Source organism: Larkinella soli, assembly GCF_003703975.1.
In the GTDB taxonomy this organism is placed as follows: domain Bacteria; phylum Bacteroidota; class Bacteroidia; order Cytophagales; family Spirosomataceae; genus Larkinella; species Larkinella soli.
Genome location: NZ_QTJY01000020.1, coordinates 1 through 23,424, shown reverse-complemented (window position 1 = coordinate 23,424; position 23,424 = coordinate 1). Strand labels below are relative to the sequence as shown.

Here is a 23,424-nt window from a genome sequence, read left to right as displayed (position 1 = left end):
ACCAGTATCTGCCGGTATCGTCTGCCATCCATGAGAAACCATGTACGGCTTATGAACCGATACTACCTAACTCCTTCTTTTCTTGGGACGCTTATGCGATTCTCGGTGACGCAGTTCCTGATAACCACGCTGCTTGTCGGTGCCACCTACGCCCACGACGTGCTGGCGCAGGAAGTGCTTGACCAGCAGCTTACCCTCGCTACCGAAGTAACCAGCCTGAAAACCGCACTTTCGACCATTGAACGCAACTCGAAGGTGCGGTTTATTTTCAACCCCAAAGAGATCCAGATCAACCGGCGGGTCATCCTGGCCACGCGCTCCGGGACGCTCCGGTCCGTGCTGAACGGTTTACTCCAGCCGCTGCACATCCGTTATGAGGTGACGGGACGGCAAATTGCCCTGTTCTGCGATGACGGCAGCAGTCAGGCCCTGCCCGAACCTGTTTTCCCCAATGAGACCGCCGACCAAAGTATAAGCGGTCGTATTACGGATGAAAAAGGCGAGGGGCTGCCGGGGGTTAGCGTCGTGGTAAAAGGCACCCAGCGAGGTACGACCAGCGATACGGACGGAAAATACCGGCTGTCGGTGCCTGAAGGATCGGCCGTGACGCTGGTGTTCTCATTCGTCGGTTATCAGTCGCAGGAAGTTGCTGTCGGCAATAAATCGGTAGTCGATGTTCGGTTACAGACGGACGATAAATCGCTGGCGGAGGTGGTGGTGGTCGGTTACGGCACGGTCAAAAAATCGGACCTGACCGGAGCCGTAGCCAAGGTGGGTGAAACCGACATCAAAGCGACGCCCATTGTGGCTTTCGACCGGGCCTTGCAGGGGCGGGCCGCCGGTGTACAGGTCGTGCAGAACTCAGCCCGGCCCGGCGGTGCCGCCACGATTCGGATTCGCGGCTCCGGATCGGTCAATGCCAGTAACGATCCTCTCTACGTCATTGACGGGTTTCCGACCACGGGCCTCAACTCCATCAATCCAGGCGACATTGAAAGTATCGAAGTGCTGAAAGATGCCAGCGCGACGGCTATTTACGGCTCACGCGGCTCGAACGGGGTCGTATTGGTGACCACCAAACGCGGAAAGGCGGGTAAATCGGTGGTGAGTTACGAAATGTATTACGGTTCGCAGTCCGTGCGCCGGACCATTCCGCTGCTCAATGCCCGGCAGTTTGCCGAGTTTGTAAACGAAGCCCAGACCAACAGCGGGGGAAAACCCTACTTCGACGGCACCACCGCCGACCGGCCCCTGCCGGCTACCCTCGGCGAAGGCACCGACTGGCAGCGGGAAGTTCTGCGTACCGCTCCCATCCAGAACCACCAGCTGGGCGTTTCAGGGGGTTCGGAGAAGTCGCGGTATGCCGTCTCGTTCGGCTATTACGATCAGCAGGGAATCGTGGTCAATTCAAACTTTAAACGGTATACCCTGCGGGCGAACCTCGATAACGATGTGTCCTCGCGGCTGCGCGTTGGTCTGACCATGCAGGCGGCCTACACAACCGGCAGCAATGCCCGAACGGAAGTGGACGGGAATGGCGGGGGCGGTGTCACGAGTGCTTCGCTGAGTTATTCCCCCACGTTTCCCGTCTATAACCCCAATGGCACCTACTACATAAATCTGGGGTCGCTGAACGGGTACGCGGTCGATAATCCGGTCGCCATCGCCAATGAAATAACCAGCAAAAATTCATTGCTCCGGCTGCTCGCCAACTCATTTATCGACTACAAAATCACGGAGGGACTGAACGTCCGGACCAGTTTCGGTACCGATCTGCAGGCGGGTAAGGGCAATAACTACAGCACCCGGCTGGCCCTGGCGGGCGCGGCCGCGGGCGGTGTGGCTTCGGTAGGGGCCTCGCAGAGCGTCGGCTGGCTCAACGAAAATACGCTGAGTTACACGCGGCAATTCACGACCCGCCATACCGTAAGCGGTTTACTGGGGTACACCATTCAGGGGCTGACCACCGAAAATGTAACGGCCAATGCCAACACGTTTCCCAACGATTTTGCCCTGTACAATAACCTCGGCGCAGGTTCGTCGCTGGTGGCGCCGGGTACGGGGGCCAGCGACTGGCGGCTGATTTCATACCTGGCCCGCGTCAACTACGGCTTCGACGACCGCTTTCTGCTCACGTTTACGGCCCGGCGGGATGGTTCGTCGCGCTTCGGTCCCAACAATAAGTTCGGTTTCTTTCCGTCGGGAGCCTTCGCCTGGAAAATCGCCAACGAGAAATGGCTGAAGAACCAGAACCTGTTGTCGGACACCAAGCTGCGGTTGAGTTACGGACTCTCGGGCAATCAGGAAATCGGTAATTATCAGTATTTAGCCAACATCGGCAATGCGCCTTATGTGCTGGGGGGTACGCTGAATTCGGGGGCCACGACCAGCGGTATTGCCAACCCCGATTTACGCTGGGAGAAAAACGCCCAGTTCGATGCGGGGTTCGACGTGGGGCTGTTTAATAACCGGATTCAACTCACGGCCGATTACTACATCAAAACCACCTCCGACCTGCTGTTCAATGTGGGCGTTCCGACCTCGTCGGGCTTTATTTCCACGCTCAAAAATATCGGCAGCGTCAGGAACAAAGGCGTAGAAATTTCCCTGACGACGATCAACATCGCCAAAGGCGACCGGGCCGGAGGAATCCGCTGGACATCGGACATCAACCTGACGTTCAACCAGAACACCATTCTGACCCTCGACGGGCGGCAGGAGTTCACGACGGGAACCGACGCGCTTATTTTCGCTACGGCCATCAACCCGATTCTTCTGCGGGTGGGCAGCCCGCTGGGTAATTTCTACGGGCGGGTAACGAACGGTATTTTCCAGAATCAGGCCGAAATAGATGCCTCCGCCCAGAAAACCGCCAAACCCGGCGACCTGCGTTACAAAGACCTCAACAACGACGGCGTCATTAACGATCTGGACCGCGACGTTATCGGTAATGCCAACCCAAAACTGTTTGGCGGATTCAATAACACGTTCTCGTTCAAAGGCTTTGAACTGAACATCTTCGTACAGGGCGTTTCGGGCAATCGTATCCTCAACTACGGCAGCTTTGACCTCGTCAACCTGACGGGGGGCAACAACCAGTCGGCCCGCGTCCTGGACCGCTGGACACCCGCGAACCCAGGCAACACCATTCCCCGCGCCAACTCGGCGGGTGGATCGCGGATTCTGTCTGATTTTCAGGTGGAAGACGGTTCCTACCTGAGGTTCAAGAATATTTCGCTGGGCTACGACCTGCCCCGAACGTTGCTGGATCGGTTGTCGGTCAGTTCGGCCCGCGTATACGTGGCGGCTCAGAACGTGCTGACGTTGACCAACTATACGGGCTATGACCCTGAGGTGAACCGCTACGGCAGTTCGTCATTAAGTCAGGGCCTGGATTATGGGGCCTATCCCTCGGCTAAAACCGTACTCGTTGGTCTGAATCTTAAATTTTAACGCCGGCTACCCTCATGAACATAAAACATCTCCTTCCTATTCTGGCGTTGGTATCGCTGGGCTGTGAGAATCAGCTCAATCTGACCCCGGTAACCAACCTGACCGATGCCACCTACTTCAAAACGGCGGACGATGCCAAAGCGGCCCTCGGTGCCTGTTATGCCGCCCTGGGTGCGCCGATTGAACAAAGTGTGGACATGACCACCACCGACGACGCGATTCCGTTTCTGACCGGAGCCGCCGACCGCCCCCTGCTCTGGCGGTACAACATCGTCTCGACCAATACCCTGATCGGCGCGTATGCCGGGGCCTATGCCGGCATCAACCGTTCCAACATCGTCATTAGCCGGCTACCGGGAATTCAAATGGATGAAACCCTGAAAAAACGCTATATCGCCGAGGCTAAAGGGTTGCGCGCGCTCCATTATTTTAACCTCGTGCGGCTGTACGGTGACGTTCCCGTCGTTACGACCGAAACCACCTCGCTCGACGGCCTGGCCGTCACGCGCGACCCGGCGAGCAAAGTGTATGAACTCATCGAAGCCGATTTGAAAGAAGCCGAATCGGTGCTGCCTAAAGCCTACGCGGTCACTGAGTCGGGGCGCCTGACGCAAGGGGCCGCCAAAGGGATGCTGGCTAAAGTGTACCTGACCCGGGCCGGTGTTACCCAAACCTCGCCCTATTGGGCGCAGGCGGCCGCCAAAGCCAAAGAAGTCATCGACCTCGGCGTGTATGATTTATACGCCAATTTTGCCGATGCATTTGCACTCACGGCGCGGGGTGGTAAGGAAAATATTATCGAGGTGCAATACCTGACCGATGTGCGCGGGCACAACCTGGGCCGGGGCTTCGGGGTTCGTTCGGCACCGATTTATCCGGCGGGTGGCGCAGGGATTGCCCGACCCACAGCCGGCCTTTTCAATGCCTATACGGCCTCCGACCAGCGTAAAGCCGTAACGTTCCTGACGTCCTACGTGTTCAACGGCGTCACCACCAACCTATCCATTACCGACCCCGACCCGACCAAAGCGGTGGCTTTTCAGAAACTTTGGGATAAAAGCGCCAAAACCAATGGGGGAGAAGGCACGAGCATTCCTGTTCTGCGCTATTCGGATGTGTTGCTGATGTATGCCGAGAGCCTGAACGAAGCCAACAACGGCCCCACCGCCGAGGCCTATGCCGCGCTGAACCGGGTTCGTACCCGCGCCGGATTGACCGCCCTGTCGAATCTGAGCTATCAGGCATTTAAAGAAGCCGTTTGGCTGGAGCGTCGGCTGGAACTGACGTTTGAAGGACACCGGCGTTTTGACCTGGTTCGGACGGGCCGGTTGCTGGAGGCCGTAAAAGCCGAAAACAGCTTTAACCGGAACGCCACCATCCAGCCGTTTCATGTGCTGCTGCCCATTCCCCAGTCTGACCGGGATGCCAATCCGAACTTAACCCAGAATCAAGGCTACTAATCCGCTTATTATTCTTTATGCAAAATCGTCGGGAATTTCTCAAACTTTCTGCTCTGTCGGCAGCCGCTACATCGCTCCCTGTTTCTGACTTGCGGGTCACACAGGCCCCGCAGGTTCTTCATTCACCTTCGGCTGCCAAGCCGACGATCCTGCTTCGCTCGTCGTGGAACGATCATAACATCGGCGATCAGGGACACACGCCCGGTACGCTCCGGTTATTGCAGCGGTATGTTCCTGAAGCCGAGATTCTGCTCTGGCATCAGGACCCCCGTCCCGAAACCGAGAAGGTGATTACAAAAAACTTTCCGAATGTGACCATCGTGCGCGGGGCGTTCTCGGATGGCGCCAAACCCTTTGGCGGTGAACTAAAGGACGCTTTCGACCGCGCGAATCTGTATATCGTCAACTCCGGCATGGTGTTTAACTATGGCTTGTTCGGCTACGACTGGCCTTCCTCGATGGTGAGCCTGACCCCGTTTTATTATTGCCTCGACCGGGGCCTTCCCTTCGGACTATACGGGCAGTCGTTCGATAAATTTGCCCACCCGGCCATGCCCGTTTATCGCGACGTCCTGAGCCGGGCCGCGTTCATCTATACCCGCGAGGATGAATCACGAAAGTTTTTAAACGAGAACAGGTTTACGCCTGGTGTGCTGGAGTTTGGACCGGACGGCTGTTTCGGGATCGATGTGCGCGATGAGGAGCGGGGACTGGCGTATTTGAAAAAGACGGGCCTGGAAGACGGAAAGTTTCTGGCCATTGTCATTCGTACCAACACCAAACACGTATACGACACCGGCAAGGGGAGCCTGTTGAACCCGGCCCAGGCCACGCCCGAACAGCAGGAACAGGACCGGGTACGGATGGGCTACGTCCGCGACCTCATCACGACCTGGGTGCGCGAAACCGGCCTGAAGGTGCTGCTGGCTCCCGAAGTCAGCAAGGAAGTAGCCCAGAATAAGGAAAAAGTCTATGACCAGCTTCCCGCCGATGTGCAGAGTAAGGTAGTCTGGCGCGATACGTACTGGAACTGCGACGAGGCTATGTCGGTCTATGCCCGCGCCCATTCGATGTTTGGCATTGAACCGCACTCGCTCATTATGGGGCTGGCGCTGGGTGTGCCGGTGGTTCATGCCCGTTCGCTGCTGCACGGACGCAAGGGCTGGATGTTTCGCGATATTGGTCTGCCCGAATGGCTGTTCGACATTGACAAGGCATCGTCTGCCGAGATTACCAAAGCCGTAATGGACATTCACCAGGACTATCCTGCCGCCAAAGCGAAGGTAAAAAAAGCGATGCAGTTCGTGGCCGACCGGCAGAAAGCCACGATGCAGGTAGTGCGTAATACCGTCAAGCTAACGGCTTCAGGTTCTATCCAAAAATGATGGAACGTTTAAACAGCAAAAAAGCAGTGCTTCTCCAGGAGGTTTGACCGACAAGGCCGGCGAATGACGGGACTACGGAAAAGCACGGGAGCGCCGGTTCCGGGAAGTGGGAGGGAGGACAAAGGTTTACGAAAAAGCAATGTACATGGCTGGGCAGGTGCTCACAAAGTCATGGCCCGCAGCCGGGAAAGCCTTGCAGGATTAACTAAAGTTACTGTACATTCAGACTTTAAAAGGGGAATGTTCAGTAAAGGGTGTCATGGTTTAAACAGGCAAATGGGGCCGGTGTCTTTTTTAGAGTTCTTCCACTTCCAACGGCTCTTTCGTCTGTCTGAGGAGGTCGTCGTAATCAGCCTGGGCCTTTTTCAACTGCTGATCATAGTAAGCGTACAGGTCCGAATAAAGGTCGAGCAGGTGGGCGGCATCTGCCCCAGGTTGTTCGCGCAAGCGGGCTGCGGCCGATTGGATACGGTTTAGCTGGTTCTGATTTAACTGAATCATCCGGAGGCTCCAACGTAACGACAGAGGACATATCCGGTTGACTCTGGAGAACCGCCGGGGGGGGCCAGTACCTGTTGCCATTCCGTCTGGAGCGCAGCTATCGGAGGGGTGAAGGGCTGACCATCGAAAACCTCAACCGGGATGTTCAGGCAGGAACCGTTGTCCCGCAGCTGAACGCTGAACAGAATTAGCCCGCTTTCTACGAAACCGGTAACCCGATCCAGAGCGGATTCTAAGGTACCCGCAGGGCAAAACAGGTTGTTCCAGGTTACCCCTTCATTGATTCCATTTATGATAAGGACCATTTGCTTAAAGTAGTATTAGTTCATTCGATAATCTAAAACACTACCTATTGTTTAAATATCCGCCCTAAATAAACTTGCCGGAGTATCAGGAGCAATTTTCTTGATTTATTGTTAAAATGAGGTGCACTCGAAGCGAGTGGAACAAAGGGTGTCCGGATCAGTGGACACCCTTGCCAAATGGCAGGATTTTTTACATGTCGCCGGAATGTGATAAGGTTTGCCGCGAAATCTTTACAGGTGCCGCAAAGGGGCAATGAGCTATATCATCCTTTCAGGAAGCCGGCTTCAGCCGCGGCTGATGAATCCTCATTACCTGCATAGCCCTGAAAAGCTTATACTATTTCAGTCTTTTTGTGATTGCATTTTTTCAAAATAGGGAAGGTCGTCCTATTCACGTTTTACCCCTGTTGTTTCCGACTAACTTTGGCCTCCGCTGTAGCCGTCAGCGTAACGGTCAACCAGGTCATCAGATCCGCCTGTCGGGTTGTTCCGCCAGGGTCAATCAATAACCAGCCTTTTAGAGCGCCCTTGCCTTTCATAGTGTAGGGCCGGGCACCGGGCCGATCCAAGAGCTCGTCCGTCATTGTTTTCTCGCAGCGGATCATCAGGTCATTGTCCTGCACATGGACGACCAGTTTGTCATCAATCATAAACGACAGCCCACCCATTTTAGGTCGTTCGTCCAGCGTCGGAAAGGAGGCCAGGGCTTCCCGCACCCGGTCGGCTAAATGCTCGTTGTAGGCCATCGGAGTGAAGAAGGAGTTTGGAGTCTGAAAAAAGCATTTTTGTCGGTAAGTCGGTATAGGTTTTCCGGTTATTTTTTTAAGTGTTCCTCCAAAAATCGAAACACATCCGGCCCCCAGCGATCCGCAGCATCGATAAAGGTATGCCCGTCTTTAGCCTCTTTCCCTCTGGGCGGATAAATCGTTACCCGGTGAGGTTTATTGACCCGCTTCATCTCCGCGCCTAACTCCAGGCTGGGCCGGATACTGTAATCGTTTTCAGCTTGAATAAAATAGATCGGAACACGCGCCCTGACTACTGCCTGCTTCATCCAGATCCGGATCGATTCGGACTGATCCCAGTTCATGGCACCTCCGGCAAAATTAATGACAGCCCGGATGCCAACGGGTTGAGCAGCCATCAGGATGCTTTGAATGCCCCCGAAGGAAACACCAGCGACCACAATTCTGTTTGTGTCGATACCTGACAGCTCTTTTAAACGAGTTAAACCAGCCAACTGATCACTTAACTGTTCCGTTTGATGGAGACTGATCAGCAACCTCGAACGTGCCTGAGCTCCGCCCATTTTCTCCGCACTCCTGAGCGAGTCCAGAATATATTTTCCCTGTCCGCGGGACAAGCCCTGCCCACGACGGAAGGGAACGAAGAAGGCATACCCCTGATCCAGAAAAGCTGGTGCCAGTTCCGCCAGATAAGTCTGTCCGATGGGTCTGGCTAAGGGTTCACTACCATGATTAAACAAAACAACGGGGAAAGGCCCTGAGCCTGCCGGTTTCCATAACAAGCCTTTCAGCGTAATTGGGCCGTTTGTAAACGTTAAGGTATCAGGTTTAAGGCTCAAACTTGTGGACTGTGCTTTGGCCCATGCAGGCAGCATTGCTACCCATAATAGAAGAACCGATCGTCCGGGGCGAAGGTAGTGGCGCGATAACATGCTTTCAAACAAGGTTTTGCCTTATTAAAGCTACCACTTTACCATCATCCGGTCAAGGGAAATCAGACTGTGGCTACCGTTTGACCATCTACTCAACAATTTTTAGCCGGCAATGCCGGAGGTCGAAAAATCTTTATTTTTGGGTAAGCCTTCTTCCAGCGGCTAAGGAGGAGTCGTGCCGAAGGGAACCATTGCGGTGGAGGCATTGACTCCCAAATTCAAATGCCCGGCCGTGCGCCGGTGGTTCATTTCTCGCTCATTTAAGCCCGCTTGCAAAAAGGCTTTCAATAGTTTTTCCGGAAGGCCCAGCCTGGGATAGTCGGTTTTTTATTGGGACGAGAAGGTTACTCGAACCAGAATAGGTCACCGTAAGTCCAAACCGGACCACACCAAACGTCATGTTCTCTTAACTTAGCAGGCGAGCGTTTAATAGGAACAATGACTATTCATACTATGAAAGGCTATCCTCATCTTTCTTCGCTTTTCCTTCGGACGCAATGGTCTTGGATGCCCCTCCCCACGTTCACTCGGAGGAAAAATCAATTTAGCCCGAGAAATGCTTTCCTTTTATGCCGTTGGAGGGCAGTCATTGGCTCCCTATTGTTGAGTTGGCCTTTAACCGGGAGTGCTCAGGTCAGCCAGGAATGGGTAAAATATTACCGGGGAAACGAATTGATAATTGATAAAGCAATTAGTCTGGTTACGGATGCCGAAGGAAACGTTTACGTCATCGGGTCTAGCGGCCCTGCGGAGAACGCGTTCGACTATACCACCGTTAAGTACACTTCGCGGGGAGAGCAGCTTTGGGTAGCTCATTATAATGGACCGGCCAATGGGATGGATCAGCCCCAATCCTTAGCCGTCGATAACGCCGGCAATGTCTTTGTAACGGGCTACAGCAAAGGAAGTGACTCAGACGATGATTATGCGACGATCAAGTATAATTTCCGGGGCGAACAACAATGGGTGGCGCGGTATAATGGCCCCGCCAATGGGATTGACCAGGCCAAAGCGTTGGCTATTGATAGCCTGGGCAATGTCTATGTCACCGGGGCCAGTGGGGGGAGTGGAACCGGATTCGATTACACCACCATTGCGTACAACACGCGGGGCGAACAGCAGTGGGTGGCGCGGTATCATGGATTCAACCATTGGCATGATCAAGCCAACGCGCTGGCTGTTGATAGACGGGGGAATGTCTATGTCACCGGGCAAAGTTTTAGTAGCACTAATAATGACTTTGCTACCCTCAAGTACAACGCCCGTGGCGAACAGCAATGGGTGGCTCGCTACAATGGGCCGGCCAACTGGAGTGATCAGGCCGTTGCCCTGAGGGTGGATGCCGAGGGCAATGTCTATGTCACCGGGGCCAGTCAAGGACGAGGCACCTTCATCGATTACGCTACGCTCAAATATAACGCCCGGGGAGAACAGCAATGGATAGCTCGTTACTCCGGAGCGAGTGCCCGAGTGGATCAGGTGAAAGCTTTGGTTGTAGATGAAGCCGGCAATGTGTATGTCACGGGGTTTAGCACCGGGATGGTGGGTACGGATTTTGTCACCATCAAGTATAACGCCCGGGGAGAGCAACTATGGTTAGTGAGATATGCAGAAGCACCTACGAGTTATGACGAAGCCACTGCCTTAGCCGTGGATGCCGGGGGCAATGTCTATGTCACCGGTTATAGCCTGATCAGTGGTACCACCACCGACTATATCACCATCAAGTACAATTTCCGGGGAGAACAACAATGGATAGCCCGCTTCAATGGTCCGGCCAATAGTAACGATGAGGCTATGGCGATCACCGTGGATGGGGCCGGCCATCTTCTCATCACCGGGGTAAGTTGGGGCGTGGGCACGAATTACGATTATGTTACGATTAAGTATACCTCGCTCGGAGAGCAAGAGTGGGTAGTGCGTTACACTGGTTCTTACGGGTCCTATAAAGCCAGTGCGATGGCCGTGGATGCGATCGGTAACGTGTATGTCACGGGGACTGGCCGGGGTGTTGATGTTTATAGCGACTATGTGACCATTAAATACAATGCCGGAGGAGAACTACAGTGGGTAAGACGCTACAATGGACCCGGGAATAGATTTGATGAGGCCACGGCCATAGCGGTAGATCGAGCCGGCAATGTGTATGTCACCGGTACAAGTGATGGCAGTGATATTGAATCGGATTATGCCACTATCAAGTATAACGCCCATGGCGAACGGCAATGGGTGGCTCGCTATAATGGCCCTAGTAATAAACGGGATTACGCCACGGCTATTGGGATTGATCGAGCCGGCAATGTGTATGTTACCGGATCAAGTCATAATGAGGGTGAGAATTGGGATTATGCTACCCTTAAGTATAACGCCCATGGCAGACAGCAATGGGCGGCTCGCTATAATGGAACCGGTAATAAACGAGATAATGCCTCCGCTTTAAGGGTTGATCCCGTTGGCAATGTCTATGTCACGGGTACAAGTGATGGAAGGGATACGGATTCGGATTATGCCACTATCAAGTACAATGCTCGCGGAGAACGACAATGGGTAGCCCGTTATAATGGACCTGGAAATAAGTCTGATTATCCCTCAGACTTAGTAATTGATCCGCTTGAAAACGTCTATGTGACCGGTAGTAGTATGGGTACTTCTAGTGCCATAGACACGGATTATGCCACCATTAAGTACAACGCCCGTGGCGAACGGCAATGGGTGGCTCGCTATAATGGCCCTGGGGATAGGAATGATCACGCTCAGGCGTTAAGAGTAGATCGCGGGGGCAATGTCTATGTGACTGGTAGTAGTATTGGGGGGAGTAGGCGACCCGAGGACCTGGTACAGGGGCTAACTACGGTCAAGTACAACGCCCGTGGGGCACAACAGTGGGTCGTGGGTTACGCTACAAACGGAAGCGGGGGGGGGCGTCCAACAGAACACTTGGCCTTAGATGCAGAAGGCAATATTTATGTGACGGATACAGGTGTGCTTGATTTTTCTCGCATTGTTTTCGACTTTATTACCATCAAATACAACCCGAGCGGAGATAAAGAGTGGGATATTCGGCTCAGTGGACCAGGAAATTGGAATTATCTGCCCTCGGCCTTGGTAGTAGATAGAGCCAACCAAGTCTATGTCACCGGTTTGGGTTATGGTGTTGTCGGTTATGGTCTAACGATTGTAACAGTAAAATATAGGCAGACTTTGGCGGGCAGAGACTAATTAAGTAGATATGCCATCTGGGTGATCCTATCCATAACTTCGGCCTCTTTCGCTTCTTCAGGAAATATTGGTGAACAATTATCTTACCCGGCGAAAACGTCATCAAATGCAGTTTGAGCAGGTTCTGGCTAATCATCAACGAATCGACGATCTCCCGCAGAATTAAAAGTGAAACTCTGATCGACTTTCATTCAGTCTGTTTCTTAGGTTGCTTTTTGCTTTAATTTAAGCATTACTATTTTTTATGGGTGATCCCCCAGAGCCGGCTCCAGGGTTGTTTTAACTTCAGAAATCCCACTCGGTCGTTGGCCAGGTCATCGATTGTTTTCCATAGCTCCGGATTGGAACGTCCGAATGGGCGGTAGTGCAAGTGTGGCTCGCTACCTATAAATCACATCAGGGAAATGCAAAGCTGACCAAATGGATTCCTTGGCCATCCAGAACTAAGGACTGGTTTAAAATACGTAGACTCTCTTTCTCTTTTTAACTTATTGAAACGACTTTTCAGAAATGTTTAACGAGACTTGAAGGCACCCTCAAAAAAGCCCCAAGCCCTATGGGCCGAGCGCTCGCTCGACATTGGGCCGGCTGGAGGCCGGTTACCGGCTCCTTCAGCAAAAAGTACGGAAGTTCGTAGCCACCTATCAACTAAAGAAAGGGCGCCAGGTCGCCTACTTTGAGCCTGTATTCTTAAACTTGGTAGAGGTATTTCTGCAAGACCTGGGCCTGTTGTGGTATGAGCTGGAAGAAGCCAGCCGGTAGGCGTCACCGATTCGTTACCCAAACCAGAGCCGTCACCAAGCCGTTACAGAGCAGGTGGTAACGGTAATAGAGTGCAGCACGAGGAAATTAGGGCAGCATTAGGGTATCTTTCCCTTCCCTATGGGAATGCGATAGCCCCTTATTGCGAGAAAGTAGGGAGCCAGGTCTGCAACTGACCTGGCCTTTTTATGGCAGTCCCTCACCTTGTTTCATCCCTTAAGGGGTTACTCCTACCGCTATCTCAACCAAGAGTTTAACTACTGGTAGCGACAACCCCCAGGAGCCCCTGCAGAACCACCAGCGCGACTAACTGGCCAGGCTTTTTTAGCAACGCACTAACATTAATTTCGCTGACCCTGAGGAGATCCGTCGGTTTCATTTCCTTTAAAGAATCAGCTTCAGGACCCAAAACAATAGCCCCTTGCCCCAGGCCCCTGGACGAGGCCGGGGATTCGGTTTGGGCCCGGATTCTTCCTCGGCGGCTCGAAGACGGGCGCAGGAGGTGACACCATGAGGAAGCAAGCAGAGCGTATAAACCCACTGGAAAATGAACTTAAACCTGACCCCAATCCTCGCTTTTTGCCTGACTTTGCTGGCCGGCATCCACAGTTATGGGCAGACACTCACCCCGCATCCCGTACCAGAGGAGTTTGCATCGGATTATTATGTAGTAACCGTCAATGGTCGGCCGGTTCCCGTCTTTCACGCAGGGCTTAACGTCTATTTTGCTTCGTTTGATTTTACGGGTAAGGCCGACGTGCGCGTGAGGGCCAATTCCAACTCCGGTTCGTATTCCGGGCAGACCTCCAATAAAGAAATTGCGAAAGAAGACTCGATGGGCTATTGGAGGGGCGCGGCTTTGGTACGACCCCTGTCCAAGGGCATTGAAACCAAAGTAAACGGGCTTTCAGTCGACTTTTCACTGTCCGAAGCAGGCCAATACTCGGTCGAAAGGGCTGGAATAGGCCTAACCGGGGCTCATCACTTCAAAGACGACGCGCTCCTTTTGTTCGCCAACCGACCCGATCCCCACCGGCCTGATCTCAACTCACCCAATGTCATTCACCTGAAACCGGGCCTTCATCAGCAGCACCTTGACCTGAAAAGCGGGCAGACCCTGTATTTGGACGCAGGCGCCGTTTTGTTTGGCAGCATCAACGTGTGGGATGCCCGGAATGTGCGCATTGTAGGGCGGGGTACGGTGGTGTACTACGGTCCGCAGTCGGAAACGCATGACGATGGCTGGAAGCACCAAAAGAGGTGGCACCCCCTCACTACCCACAACGTACAGGGTCTTCTCGTGCAGGGCATCACCTTCGTGGGGCGAAGCCGGACCTGGTCACTGCAAACCCATACGACCTACGATGCGGTGTTCGACAACATCAAGGTCATCGCGGTGAACCCACAGAACATCAACGGCGACGGCATCGACTGGTATGGGGGCGGACGCACCAAAGTGATCAACAGCTTTATCCGTTCCATGGACGACTGTTTTGCCTTTTTTACCCCCAATAGTAGTCAGGATATGTGGGCGGTGAATAAAGAGACCGAGGGGGCAGTGACGGACATTCACATCGAAAATTGTGTGCTGTGGACGACGCTGGCGAACGTCTTCCGAATCGGCTTCAACGGGCAGGCGCTGCGAACCGATCAGGTGGTGGTAAAAAATACCGACGTGATCCACATCAGTAAGGGCGAATGGTACGCCCCCTGGTCTTTATTCTGTATGGTCAGCCCGAACAGGAAGGGCCGGGCTTCCCACCGGAACTACCGCGTCGAAGGGGTTCGGTTTGAGGAACCAATCGCCTTACTGGGTCTGCAAAACCCCGAATCAAGCTTGACCAACCTGCTGTTTAAAGACGTAACGGTGGCTGGGGTACCGGTGCCTTCCCTGGTGAACAACCGAACGAGCGGGGTGACGTTCGAGAACGTGCGGGTGAACGGAAAACTGATTAGCTCGGAAGACGATATACCGCTTCGATCCGGCGGCAGCAAACCGGAGCAGGTAAAGTTTCGATCGGAGAAGTAATTACTGCCATCCACTCGATGGAGCTTACCTGAACTTTCCTGTTGGCCGATCCGCTACCAGCTGAAGTACCAATTACTGGGAACCGTCCGTCATCGCTTCTGCCCAGGGTCGTACGTCCAGGTTCCTCAGTAACTGGTGATCGGCAGGGGAACCATTAAAGGTATCCAGGTGAATCAGGAGTTCAGCGGATGACTTACCTGCTAACCAGTGCCGAAGCAGGGCTATGACCAGCTGTTCACCCTCCGATCCGCCACCGGTAGCGCTTAATTTCCGCTCCACCGAGCGCAGGGCGTAAGTCAGGGAATCGGCGTTGCCGAGCCGGGCCAGAAGCAACAGGTGCATCAGCCGAATCTGCGTGTACAAAGGCCGGGGCAGCGACCGGGCGGGGCGGGCCAATACCCGGTTCAGCCGACGCAGCCCCACCGACAACTGCCCCTGACCAACGCTAAGTCGAATCAGCAATAACTCAAATTCAGTGCGGGCGGGTAGGGCCAGATGAGCCAGGCCGCGCTCAAAGGCTGGACCCTGGGGGAGGAATGTTTTGAGTAAGTCAGCCGCATCCGTATAACCACGCTGATCGACCAAGGACAGCAGCGAATGGTAGAGGACCACGTACGGAACCACGTGGTTCAGTCCCTGAAGGGGCGTGTCGAAGAGCCGCAGGCGGTCGATAAAAAACGGCATGTCTGCGTATTGTTCCAATAGCCGCAAATCCGATAGAATTCCTTCCAGTAGTTGAACATAGTAGAGCGGCTGCTCGGCCCATAGGGTTGGGTTCTGTTGAAACAAAGCGTCTAACTCACGGTACACCCGCAGACTACCCTCCCCATCGCCAATCATGCGAAAGTAGGCCGATTGAAAGTGCAGATGCTGCTGTTGCATGGCGAACGACCGCATAAGCCCGGGTCGCCCGTGCGGTCCGACCCGGTTTTGGCGGTTCAACAGTTGATATTCTTCCAGTAGCAGGTCGTTGAGCCGCAGCTTGTCGGCGGCACTGGTCATCATACCCTGAGTTCGGTAGCGGAGCAGCAGCGTTTCGTAGAGGGCAGCGTGGTGCAAGGCCGTCTGCGTCCCTTCGAGCTGAGTCCGAATGAGCGCATGTTGATTGGCCAGCGTTGGTTCATCGACTCCGTCGAATTGCCATCGTACCCACTGGTCGACCTGCTGCCGGGCAGCGAGAACGACATACAGCCCTCGTTCCTGTTGTTCCGCCAGCATTCGGGCTTTCTCCAACTGATCCTGACTGAACTGTACCAGACCCCGCTCGTAGAGAATCTGACTGTCGTGCAGCAACTGACCGATGCGCACTTCAAGGCGTTTGGCCCCTTCGTACTGTCGCAAACTCTGCATCAGCACCCGGTACAAGTATTTGCGGGCAGCTTCGAGCGTGGCACCGGGAAACTGCCGGGCCAGGTCGGCAGTCAGGGCCTCGCCAGGCGTTTCGTGGCGGAGCAGGCAGTCGAACAAGCGCACAAAGCTCCGGGCCGCGTCCGGTCGGGCCGCGTTCGGTCGGGCCGCGTCCGGTTTATCTCCTCCCTGCCGTCCCGCCATCAGGCGGCAGTACCGTTTTTCAGACTTAGTGAGTGAATGGACCAGGGGATGCAGCACCTCGATAGTCATGTAGAAATAGCTATTATTTGTCAAAGAAAACCATTTAATGATAAAATAGAGCCTGTATAACGGGACAAAGTTGTCGGTAGGAATAGCTGGCGGTTTAAAAACAGGACTTTTTTTGGTGCAAATATTCCATAGGTTTGTTCAACAACCTCTTCCAGACCCCTATGCCTTTTGTTTGTGTCATCGGCAGTTCCAACACCGACATGGTAATTAAGGCCGATAAACTACCTGCTCCCGGCGAAACCGTCATTGGCGGCACGTTTCTGATGAATCCCGGCGGCAAGGGCGCGAACCAGGCCGTGGCAGCGGCACGGCTGGGAGCGGTCGGGTCGACCGGGACCCGGCCGGGGGCGAACCCGTTGGTCGCCCCTACATCGGTCCTGTTTGTGGCCACGGTCGGGAACGATGTTTTTGGGCGGCAGGCGCTCCAGCAATTCGAGCGCGAAGGCATCAAGGGCGACTACATAAGAACCGACGCCGACGAACCCTCGGGCGTGGCGCTGATTGGCGTCGACCGCCGGGGCGAAAACTGTATCCTGGTGGCTTCGGGGGCCAACGCCCGGTTGGGTGCGCAGCAGGTGGCCGGGGCGCTGGCTTCCCTCACCCATCCGGAAGAAACCGTGGTGCTGCTGCAACTGGAAACGCCCCTCTCTACCGTCGAGTACGCCATCCGGCAGAGCCACGAGCGCGGGATGCGCGTGGTGCTCAACCCGGCCCCCGCTCAGCCTCTTGATCCGGCGGTGCTGGCCTGCCTGTATGCCATCACGCCCAACGAAACGGAGGCCGAACTGCTGACGAGCATCCGCGTCACGGACGAAAACACGGCCCGGCAGGCGGCCCAAAAGTTGCACCAGACGGGTGTCCCCAACGTCGTCATTACGCTCGGCGCGCGGGGGGCCTACGTGTCCAACGCGTCAGGGGCTGGTACGCTGGTCGCCGCTCCGCTGGTCACGGCGGTGGACACGACGGCGGCCGGTGACTGCTTTAACGGAGCCCTTGCCGTTGCACTGGCGGAGGGGCGCCGCTTGCCCGAAGCCGTGGCATTTGCCTGCAAAGCCGCGTCGATCGCCGTCACCCGGATGGGCGCCCAGGCCTCGCTTCCTTACCGCCACGAAGTGGATTCGTTGCCGTTGTTGACTGTCTGATTTCCTTCCAAATTTGTTCGACCATGAAACTTCGTTTTTTTCTCTTTCTTCCCTTATTGATCCTGTTGGCCTGGGGCCCCAGGCCAACCCAAAAAGCATTCGTCGTCGGAATGCCGGCCGGCGTACCGGAGGCCGCCGTTCCGGGTGCCGCCGTCACGATGACCAAAGCGGTGTTACAGGACAAAATCAAAGGCGGTTGGGCCGGTCAGGTCATTGGTTGCACCTTTGGCGGACCCACGGAATTCAAGTTCAACGGCACCATGATGAACGATTACCAGCCTATTCCGTGGTATGACGGCTACATCAAAAAGACAATGCTGGAAAACGTAGGCCTGTACGATGACCTCTACATGGATCTGACGTTTGTCGATGTGTTCGAGAAAAAAGGTCTCGACGCGCCGGTCAGTGAGCACGCGAATGCCTTTGCCAAAGCGGAGTATATGCTCTGGCATGCCAATCAAGTGGGTCGTTATAATATTCTTAATGGCATGAAGGCCCCTGAATCGGGCCATTGGCTGAATAATCCCCACGCCGACGACATCGACTTCCAGATTGAAGCGGACTTCTCGGGACTGATGGCGCCGGGTATGCCCAATACGGCCATCCAACTGGGAGACTCCATCGGTCATATCATGAACTCCGGTGACGGCTGGTACGGGGGGGTGTACGTAGGCGCTATGTATGCGCTGGCCTTTGTAAGCAACGATGTAAACTACGTAGTTCGCCAGGGGTTGAAAGCGATTCCAGTCCAAAGTACGTTCCATCAATGCATTGCCGACGTAATCAACTGGCATGAGCAGTACCCCAACGACTGGAAGCGGGTCTGGCTGGAAATTCAGCGCAAATGGGCAGACGATGTGGGTTGCTCCGACGGCATCTTCGCTCCTTACAACATCGACGCCAAAATCAACTCGGCTTACATCGTGCTGGGGCTGCTCTACGGGCAGGGCGACTACACCAAAACCATGCAGATCAGCACTCGGGCCGGCCAGGATTCGGACTGTAACCCTTCTTCGGCGGGCGGCATTCTAGGCGTGATGCTTGGCTACGATAAAATCCCCGCTTATTGGAAGATGGGCCTGAAAGAAGCCGAAGACATTGAATTCAAGTACACCACCCTGTCCCTCAATGACGTGTACCGCCTTGGCCTAAAGCACGCTCTTCAGGTGATCGGGCGCCAGGGCGGGCAGGTGACCGGCGATCAGGTGACGATTGCCCTGCAAACGCCTACCCCCGTCCGACTGGAGCAGAACTTTACGGGCCATTTTCCAATTGAAAAGCGAGCGATCAATACCAATCTGAATGCACCCAATCAGGCAAACGAATACGCCACCCGTTTCGAGGGGATTGGCTTCCTACTTAGTGGCGATGCCAGGCCAAACGTACAGACGGGTCAATACGAATACGAAAGCGATTACATCGCCCAGGTGGAGGTATATGTAGATAACAAGAAAGTAGAGACCGCCCACTTACCGGCCAGTTTCACCCGTCGTCGCTACGACCTGACGTGGAAGTACCAGCTGCCACCCGGTCAGCATACCCTGCGGCTGAAGCTGCTCAACCCCGACAAGAACGCCACGGTACGCCTAAGAAGCCTGATCATTTTCGGCAATAAACCCATTCTGGCCCGCTACTAACCCCAACCGAAGCATGTTTATCATCGAGTCTTATGGCACCGCCGTGCTGTTTTGCGTGGTTACTATGCTCTGCTGGGGCTCCTGGGCTAACACCCAAAAGCTTTCGGCCGGACACTGGCGTTTTGAGCTATTTTATTGGGACTATGTCCTGGGCATCGTCGGACTGGCCCTGCTACTGGCGCTCACCCTGGGAAACTTCGGCGAAAGCGGCCGCTCGTTTTGGATCGACCTACAACAGGCCGAACCAACGAACCTGGGTTCGGCGATTTGGGGCGGGGTGCTGTTCAACGCGGCCAATATATTGCTGGTAGCGGCCATTGCCATTGCAGGGATGTCAGTGGCGTTTCCGGTAGGTATTGGGCTGGCACTGGTGATCGGCGTGGTAGTGAACTACCTCGAAGCGCCTGTTGGCAGCGCCGGACTACTCGCCGGCGGCATGGCCCTGATTGTGGTGGCTATGTTGCTTAATGCGGTGGCATACCGGCGCACCGCCACGGCGGCCGGCGAAACGACGGGTGCCAGAGTATCGGCGAAAGGTCTCCTCTTATCCGTGGTAGCGGGTGGTTTGATGGGATTGTTCTACGGCTATGTCGCGCAGGCAATGTTCCCAAACTTCGACCAGCCCGAACCGGGCAAGCTCAGTCCCTACACCGCGCTGGTATTCTTCGCACTGGGCATTCTGGCCAGTAATCTCCTGTTTAACACACTGCTGATGTACCGCCCGTTTGTAGGCACGCCGGTGAGCTACGCTGATTACTTCCGGGGCGGCCGACGTAACCACCTGACGGGGGTGCTCGGTGGGATGATCTGGTGTCTGGGTATGGCATTCAGTATTCTGGCTTCTGATAAAGCCGGCCCCGCCATCAGCTATGGACTGGGTCAGGGCGCTACAGTGGTCGCAGCCTTATGGGGCATCTTCGTCTGGCGCGAGTTTGGTACCGCATCCAAGGGCGTGAGTACGTTGCTGGCCTGTATGCTCCTCTGCTACGTCGTTGGGTTAGGATTGCTCATCGTGGCACGTTGACAAGGCCGGCTCGTCTTAGGAAACCAAGTTAACTTTCACTTGGACGAGATGCTCTGAAATACGCACGGTACAGCTCAAAAGGCAGCCCGGTAGTGAAGTCTCACCCAATGAGGGGTAGTCGAAAAGTGAACATCATTTTTGATTTACCTGAAGATGGCCGTCCGAACCAGGCTCTGATGAGTGGCCTGGTAGTCGGAATGGGTCTAAGATCCCTTATGGAACCTTCTGGAGTTTTCTCGACGGTCACTTCTACGGATAGGGAATCAGAGACTCTTTTTTACCTTTTCAGGCACCCTGCGCGATACGGCAGCGATCTTATTAACAGCTTACCGATATAGCTTTTGGAAGGTAGGGGTTAAGCTGTCTACTAATGATCTAATATCTTCAATTTCTGTTGGCGAGTATTTGCGCTTTCGATGGTTGGGGCCTCCAAAGCCTAGAAGTGGGAGGAAACCTGTTTTTCGATAAGATCAATAGAATTTAACCTTTGTCTTAAAAGTAATGTTAACTCATATTAAGTATGCAAAAATGTATGCAAGCAAAAAAGCCACCTTTTCTAAAGGTGGCTTTTTTGCTTGATTTTCATTGCGGACTCGTAGGGATTCGAACCCCAAACCTTCTGATCCGTAGTCATGTGGAAAACCTTATACTCTCTATATATTTATTTATTATGGTTTATTTATTATGCTGTTTTACAGAAACTTATAATTAAGTATTTATTTTGGTTTATTGATGTTCTGCGTTGAATTGTTATTTTTGTATTGCAATTTGTATTGCAAGTTGTCAACCCATTTTCCTGCCCTCTCTTTCTATTTGGTCACTATGACTCTCGCTACCGTTTCCTTGTTTTTGGATCGGCGGGCCTCCGGCGAAGGCACCGGTGTCATCAAATGGTCCGTCTGTTACCAACGCAAACAACGCCTGTTCACCACCGGTTTGAAAGTATCTCTGGAAGAATGGGAGTTTCTGCAGCAATACAAGGGCGGGCTGAAAGGGCATGTTAAGAATGAAGAACGACGCCATCTCTGGCAAAAGGTGTATGGAGACCAATACCAGGAGCCCTTTACCGGCCAACGGCACGACGGCTATCTGAAACGAGCTCAGGTGGTGTTGGCTCAGTTGGGCAATGCTTTTAGCTTTGAAGCCTTCGCTCAGGCCATCACTCAGTATGGCAAGCTGAAAGAAACCCCTGAAGAGAAAACCGATGTGCTGGCCGCTCTTTGGGCTAAGTCCGCTAGCATGTCCAAGGAGGGCCGCATCGGCAATGCCGTCAACTATGAGCTGGCCGCTAAGTCGCTCCGCCGGTTTGTCGACTCCTTCTCCGATCAGCAGCGATGGGATTTCCTACAGATTCCGGTGCCCCGCCGCAAGACCGCGACGGCGTCTGCACCGGCTACCTTACAATTCGCTCATCTGACGCCTGAGTTTCTGACGGCCTATGAGCAGTGGATGCTGGTTAAGGGAAAGACGCCCCAGAGTCCGGGCAAACCACCGACTGGAGCCAGTTCAACCACCGTGGGTATTTATCTGCGACACCTCCGGGCCGTCGTCAATGAGGCCATCCAACAGGGGCATATGTCCCGGGAAGCTTACCCCTTTGGCCGGCATGGCTACGTGATCCCCGCCGGAGCCAATGTCAAGAAGGCTCTCTCGCGCCAGACGCTCGATCGGATTAAGGATTACCAGCCCTTACCGGGCACGCTGGAGCAGCGCAGCCATGACCTGTGGCTGTTTTCCTACTACTGCAATGGGGCCAACCTGACCGACCTGTGTCAATTGACCTGGGACTCGGTCGACCTGGCCAGTAAGAAGCTGACGTTCGTTCGTCAGAAGACCCGTCGCAGCCGCAAACAGAACCAGACCCCCATCGTGGCCTACCTCCGACCCGAGACCTTAGCTATTCTGGATCGCTGGGGCACTAGGGACCGACGAGCCGACCAGCGGGTATTTCCCTTTGTGGAAGCCTGGATGGACCCCGTGCGGCAACGCCGGGTCATTCATCAGCTGGTCAAGGTCACCAACCAGTGGATGGGTCGCATTGCCCGGCAGTTGGGCATCGAAGAGGAGGTGACTACCTATGCCGCCCGGCACTCGTTTGCCACGACCCTGCTCAAAGGTCATGCCCCTTTGGCGATGATCTCCAAATCCTTAGGCCATACCAATCTGAAAACCACGGAAAGCTACTTAGGCTCCTTCGATGATGAGGAAGCCAAAGCTTACTTAAACCTCCTTTGATCCCTGATGGCTCGGTCTCGTATAAGCAATGTGCAAGCTGCCATTGAAAGCCTTGGTGTCACTCTTTCCGCCGAGCCATCGCCCGGCTCGTTCGGCTGGTTTTGGCAGGATGCCCAGCAACGTCTTCTTCAGGGGAGTTGGCGGGTCCTGTTCGGGGTTAAAACTTGGGAAGAGGTGTTACCGTGTCCGGATGTATCTCAGATCACTCGGGAAGCAAACACGCCTTTCAGCTCTTCGCCTACGGCCGAGGAGCTCCGTTTGCGGTGGGAGGTATGGGCTATGGGGTGGTTCCACCAGCACCAACAGGAGTTAAGGGGTAAAATATTTTGGATAAAGGAGCAACTGGAAAAAGAGCTGGCGACTTGGAATCGGAGCCACCCAGAAGCCAATGAGCAGTTGCATCTGGAGCCGGTGTTTGAGGAGTGGCTCCAATCGATGGATGGGTTAACGCTCAAGGAAATGCTTGGAAAGTACTTCAGTAAGCATGCGGCTCAACGTTTCGTGGACCCCAAGTTGGAGGCCTTGAAAGCACGCTACGGGATGGCGATCGGGGGTGGCCCTAAAATGCCACCAAAAAACAACCCACTCTCCATCCGCCAACGGATTCTGATCCATTGTATTCAGGGTGGTCCACCTATTCGCTCAGGCAGCGACGCTAAGGCGTACGCCTTACAATGGGGAGTAACCAGTGGTGCTAAGGTCTACAATTTATATGTTGATTTTTGTACGGCTCGTAAGCGGCTCCGGTATTGTAAGAACTCTAAAAAGAAGGTTGAAAACTTAATTGAAGATTTAGAAACGATCCTAGACTATCTTCCAGAGCAGCACTGGCTGCAGGCTGAAGAGGAGATCAGGAAATTAGAAGAGGAGATCAGGAAACTAGAGGATGATTTTTCTAACCGGTTGTAACCGGTTGGAGCTTTACGGTCCTGTAATATTTGCCCCTGTCATCCAACTGATAGGCGCAATGCAAA

Annotated in this window: 14 protein-coding genes; 10 read left to right on the top strand and 4 right to left on the bottom strand. The window is 54.2% G+C overall.

The genetic code is table 11. The features are described 5' to 3' along the window. The first annotated feature begins 51 nt into the window (after positions 1-51). The 3 genes from DX909_RS25520 to DX909_RS25510 all read left to right on the top strand — a co-directional run bounded on the left by DX909_RS25520 (position 52) and on the right by DX909_RS25510 (position 6,298). Entirely contained in the window at positions 52-3,453 is a 3,402-nt protein-coding gene (locus tag DX909_RS25520) for a SusC/RagA family TonB-linked outer membrane protein (RefSeq protein WP_229311191.1), read from the top strand. 14 nt (positions 3,454-3,467) lie between these two features. Next, entirely contained in the window at positions 3,468-4,913 is a 1,446-nt protein-coding gene (locus tag DX909_RS25515) for a RagB/SusD family nutrient uptake outer membrane protein (RefSeq protein ID WP_128548080.1), read from the top strand. An 89-nt stretch (positions 4,914-5,002) separates the two neighbouring features. Continuing rightward, entirely contained in the window at positions 5,003-6,298 is a 1,296-nt protein-coding gene (locus DX909_RS25510; protein WP_164851406.1) for a polysaccharide pyruvyl transferase family protein, read from the top strand. A 294-nt stretch (positions 6,299-6,592) separates the two neighbouring features. On the opposite strand, the gene DX909_RS29650 is transcribed toward DX909_RS25510, so the two are convergent. From DX909_RS29650 to DX909_RS25500, 3 genes are all read right to left on the bottom strand, one after another. Further along, a complete protein-coding gene (locus DX909_RS29650) occupies positions 6,593-6,745 on the bottom strand; it encodes a hypothetical protein (RefSeq protein WP_164851405.1) in 153 nt (50 codons plus the stop codon). Between the two features lie 757 nt (positions 6,746-7,502). Then, positions 7,503-7,850: a TfoX/Sxy family protein gene (locus tag DX909_RS25505; protein ID WP_128548078.1), complete on the bottom strand. Its 348-nt coding sequence runs from the start codon at positions 7,848-7,850 to the stop codon at positions 7,503-7,505. A 68-nt stretch (positions 7,851-7,918) separates the two neighbouring features. Continuing rightward, entirely contained in the window at positions 7,919-8,725 is an 807-nt protein-coding gene (locus DX909_RS25500; protein WP_206513051.1) for an alpha/beta hydrolase family protein, read from the bottom strand. Positions 8,726-9,235: 510 nt separating this feature from the next. Between DX909_RS25500 and DX909_RS25495 the strand changes: the two genes are divergently transcribed. Both DX909_RS25495 and DX909_RS25490 read left to right on the top strand, forming a co-directional pair. Continuing rightward, complete coding sequence (locus DX909_RS25495; RefSeq protein ID WP_206513050.1) at positions 9,236-12,001, top strand: SBBP repeat-containing protein; 2,766 nt, start codon at positions 9,236-9,238, stop codon at positions 11,999-12,001. 1,309 nt (positions 12,002-13,310) lie between these two features. Then, positions 13,311-14,792, top strand: a complete 1,482-nt coding sequence (locus DX909_RS25490) for a glycoside hydrolase family protein (protein ID WP_128548075.1) — start codon at positions 13,311-13,313, stop codon at positions 14,790-14,792. A 72-nt stretch (positions 14,793-14,864) separates the two neighbouring features. Here the strand turns inward: DX909_RS25490 and DX909_RS25485 are convergent, their stop codons facing one another. Beyond that, entirely contained in the window at positions 14,865-16,436 is a 1,572-nt protein-coding gene (locus tag DX909_RS25485) for a hypothetical protein (RefSeq protein WP_229311190.1), read from the bottom strand. A gap of 137 nt (positions 16,437-16,573) precedes the next feature. On the opposite strand from DX909_RS25485, the gene rbsK reads away from it, so the two are divergent. The 5 genes from rbsK to DX909_RS25460 all read left to right on the top strand — a co-directional run bounded on the left by rbsK (position 16,574) and on the right by DX909_RS25460 (position 23,359). Beyond that, on the top strand, positions 16,574-17,554 hold the full coding sequence (gene rbsK / locus DX909_RS25480) for a ribokinase (RefSeq protein ID WP_128548074.1): 981 nt from the start codon (positions 16,574-16,576) through the stop codon (positions 17,552-17,554). A 23-nt stretch (positions 17,555-17,577) separates the two neighbouring features. Beyond that, entirely contained in the window at positions 17,578-19,191 is a 1,614-nt protein-coding gene (locus tag DX909_RS25475; RefSeq protein ID WP_128548073.1) for an ADP-ribosylglycohydrolase family protein, read from the top strand. Positions 19,192-19,204: 13 nt separating this feature from the next. Beyond that, positions 19,205-20,215 carry a GRP family sugar transporter gene (locus DX909_RS25470; protein WP_128548072.1) on the top strand — a complete coding sequence of 337 codons (1,011 nt, stop codon included), beginning with the start codon at positions 19,205-19,207 and terminating at the stop codon, positions 20,213-20,215. Between the two features lie 822 nt (positions 20,216-21,037). Further along, positions 21,038-22,450 carry a site-specific integrase gene (locus DX909_RS25465; RefSeq protein WP_128548071.1) on the top strand — a complete coding sequence of 471 codons (1,413 nt, stop codon included), beginning with the start codon at positions 21,038-21,040 and terminating at the stop codon, positions 22,448-22,450. A gap of 30 nt (positions 22,451-22,480) precedes the next feature. Further along, positions 22,481-23,359, top strand: a complete 879-nt coding sequence (locus DX909_RS25460) for a hypothetical protein (protein WP_128548070.1) — start codon at positions 22,481-22,483, stop codon at positions 23,357-23,359. Positions 23,360-23,424 lie beyond the last annotated feature (65 nt).

Excerpts from the sequence above, each read along its gene's own strand:
- DX909_RS25495 (WP_206513050.1), top strand. The coding sequence starts at position 9,236 with ATGAAAGGCTATCCTCATCTTTCTTCGCTTTTCCTTCGGACGCAATGG.
- DX909_RS25500 (WP_206513051.1), bottom strand. The coding sequence starts at position 8,725 with ATGCTGCCTGCATGGGCCAAAGCACAGTCCACAAGTTTGAGCCTTAAA.
- rbsK (WP_128548074.1), top strand. The coding sequence starts at position 16,574 with ATGCCTTTTGTTTGTGTCATCGGCAGTTCCAACACCGACATGGTAATT.
- DX909_RS25465 (WP_128548071.1), top strand. The coding sequence starts at position 21,038 with ATGACTCTCGCTACCGTTTCCTTGTTTTTGGATCGGCGGGCCTCCGGC.
- DX909_RS25505 (WP_128548078.1), bottom strand. The coding sequence starts at position 7,850 with ATGGCCTACAACGAGCATTTAGCCGACCGGGTGCGGGAAGCCCTGGCC.
- DX909_RS25520 (WP_229311191.1), top strand. The coding sequence starts at position 52 with ATGAACCGATACTACCTAACTCCTTCTTTTCTTGGGACGCTTATGCGA.
- DX909_RS25515 (WP_128548080.1), top strand. The coding sequence starts at position 3,468 with ATGAACATAAAACATCTCCTTCCTATTCTGGCGTTGGTATCGCTGGGC.
- DX909_RS25490 (WP_128548075.1), top strand. The coding sequence starts at position 13,311 with ATGAACTTAAACCTGACCCCAATCCTCGCTTTTTGCCTGACTTTGCTG.
- DX909_RS25475 (WP_128548073.1), top strand. The coding sequence starts at position 17,578 with ATGAAACTTCGTTTTTTTCTCTTTCTTCCCTTATTGATCCTGTTGGCC.
- DX909_RS25470 (WP_128548072.1), top strand. The coding sequence starts at position 19,205 with ATGTTTATCATCGAGTCTTATGGCACCGCCGTGCTGTTTTGCGTGGTT.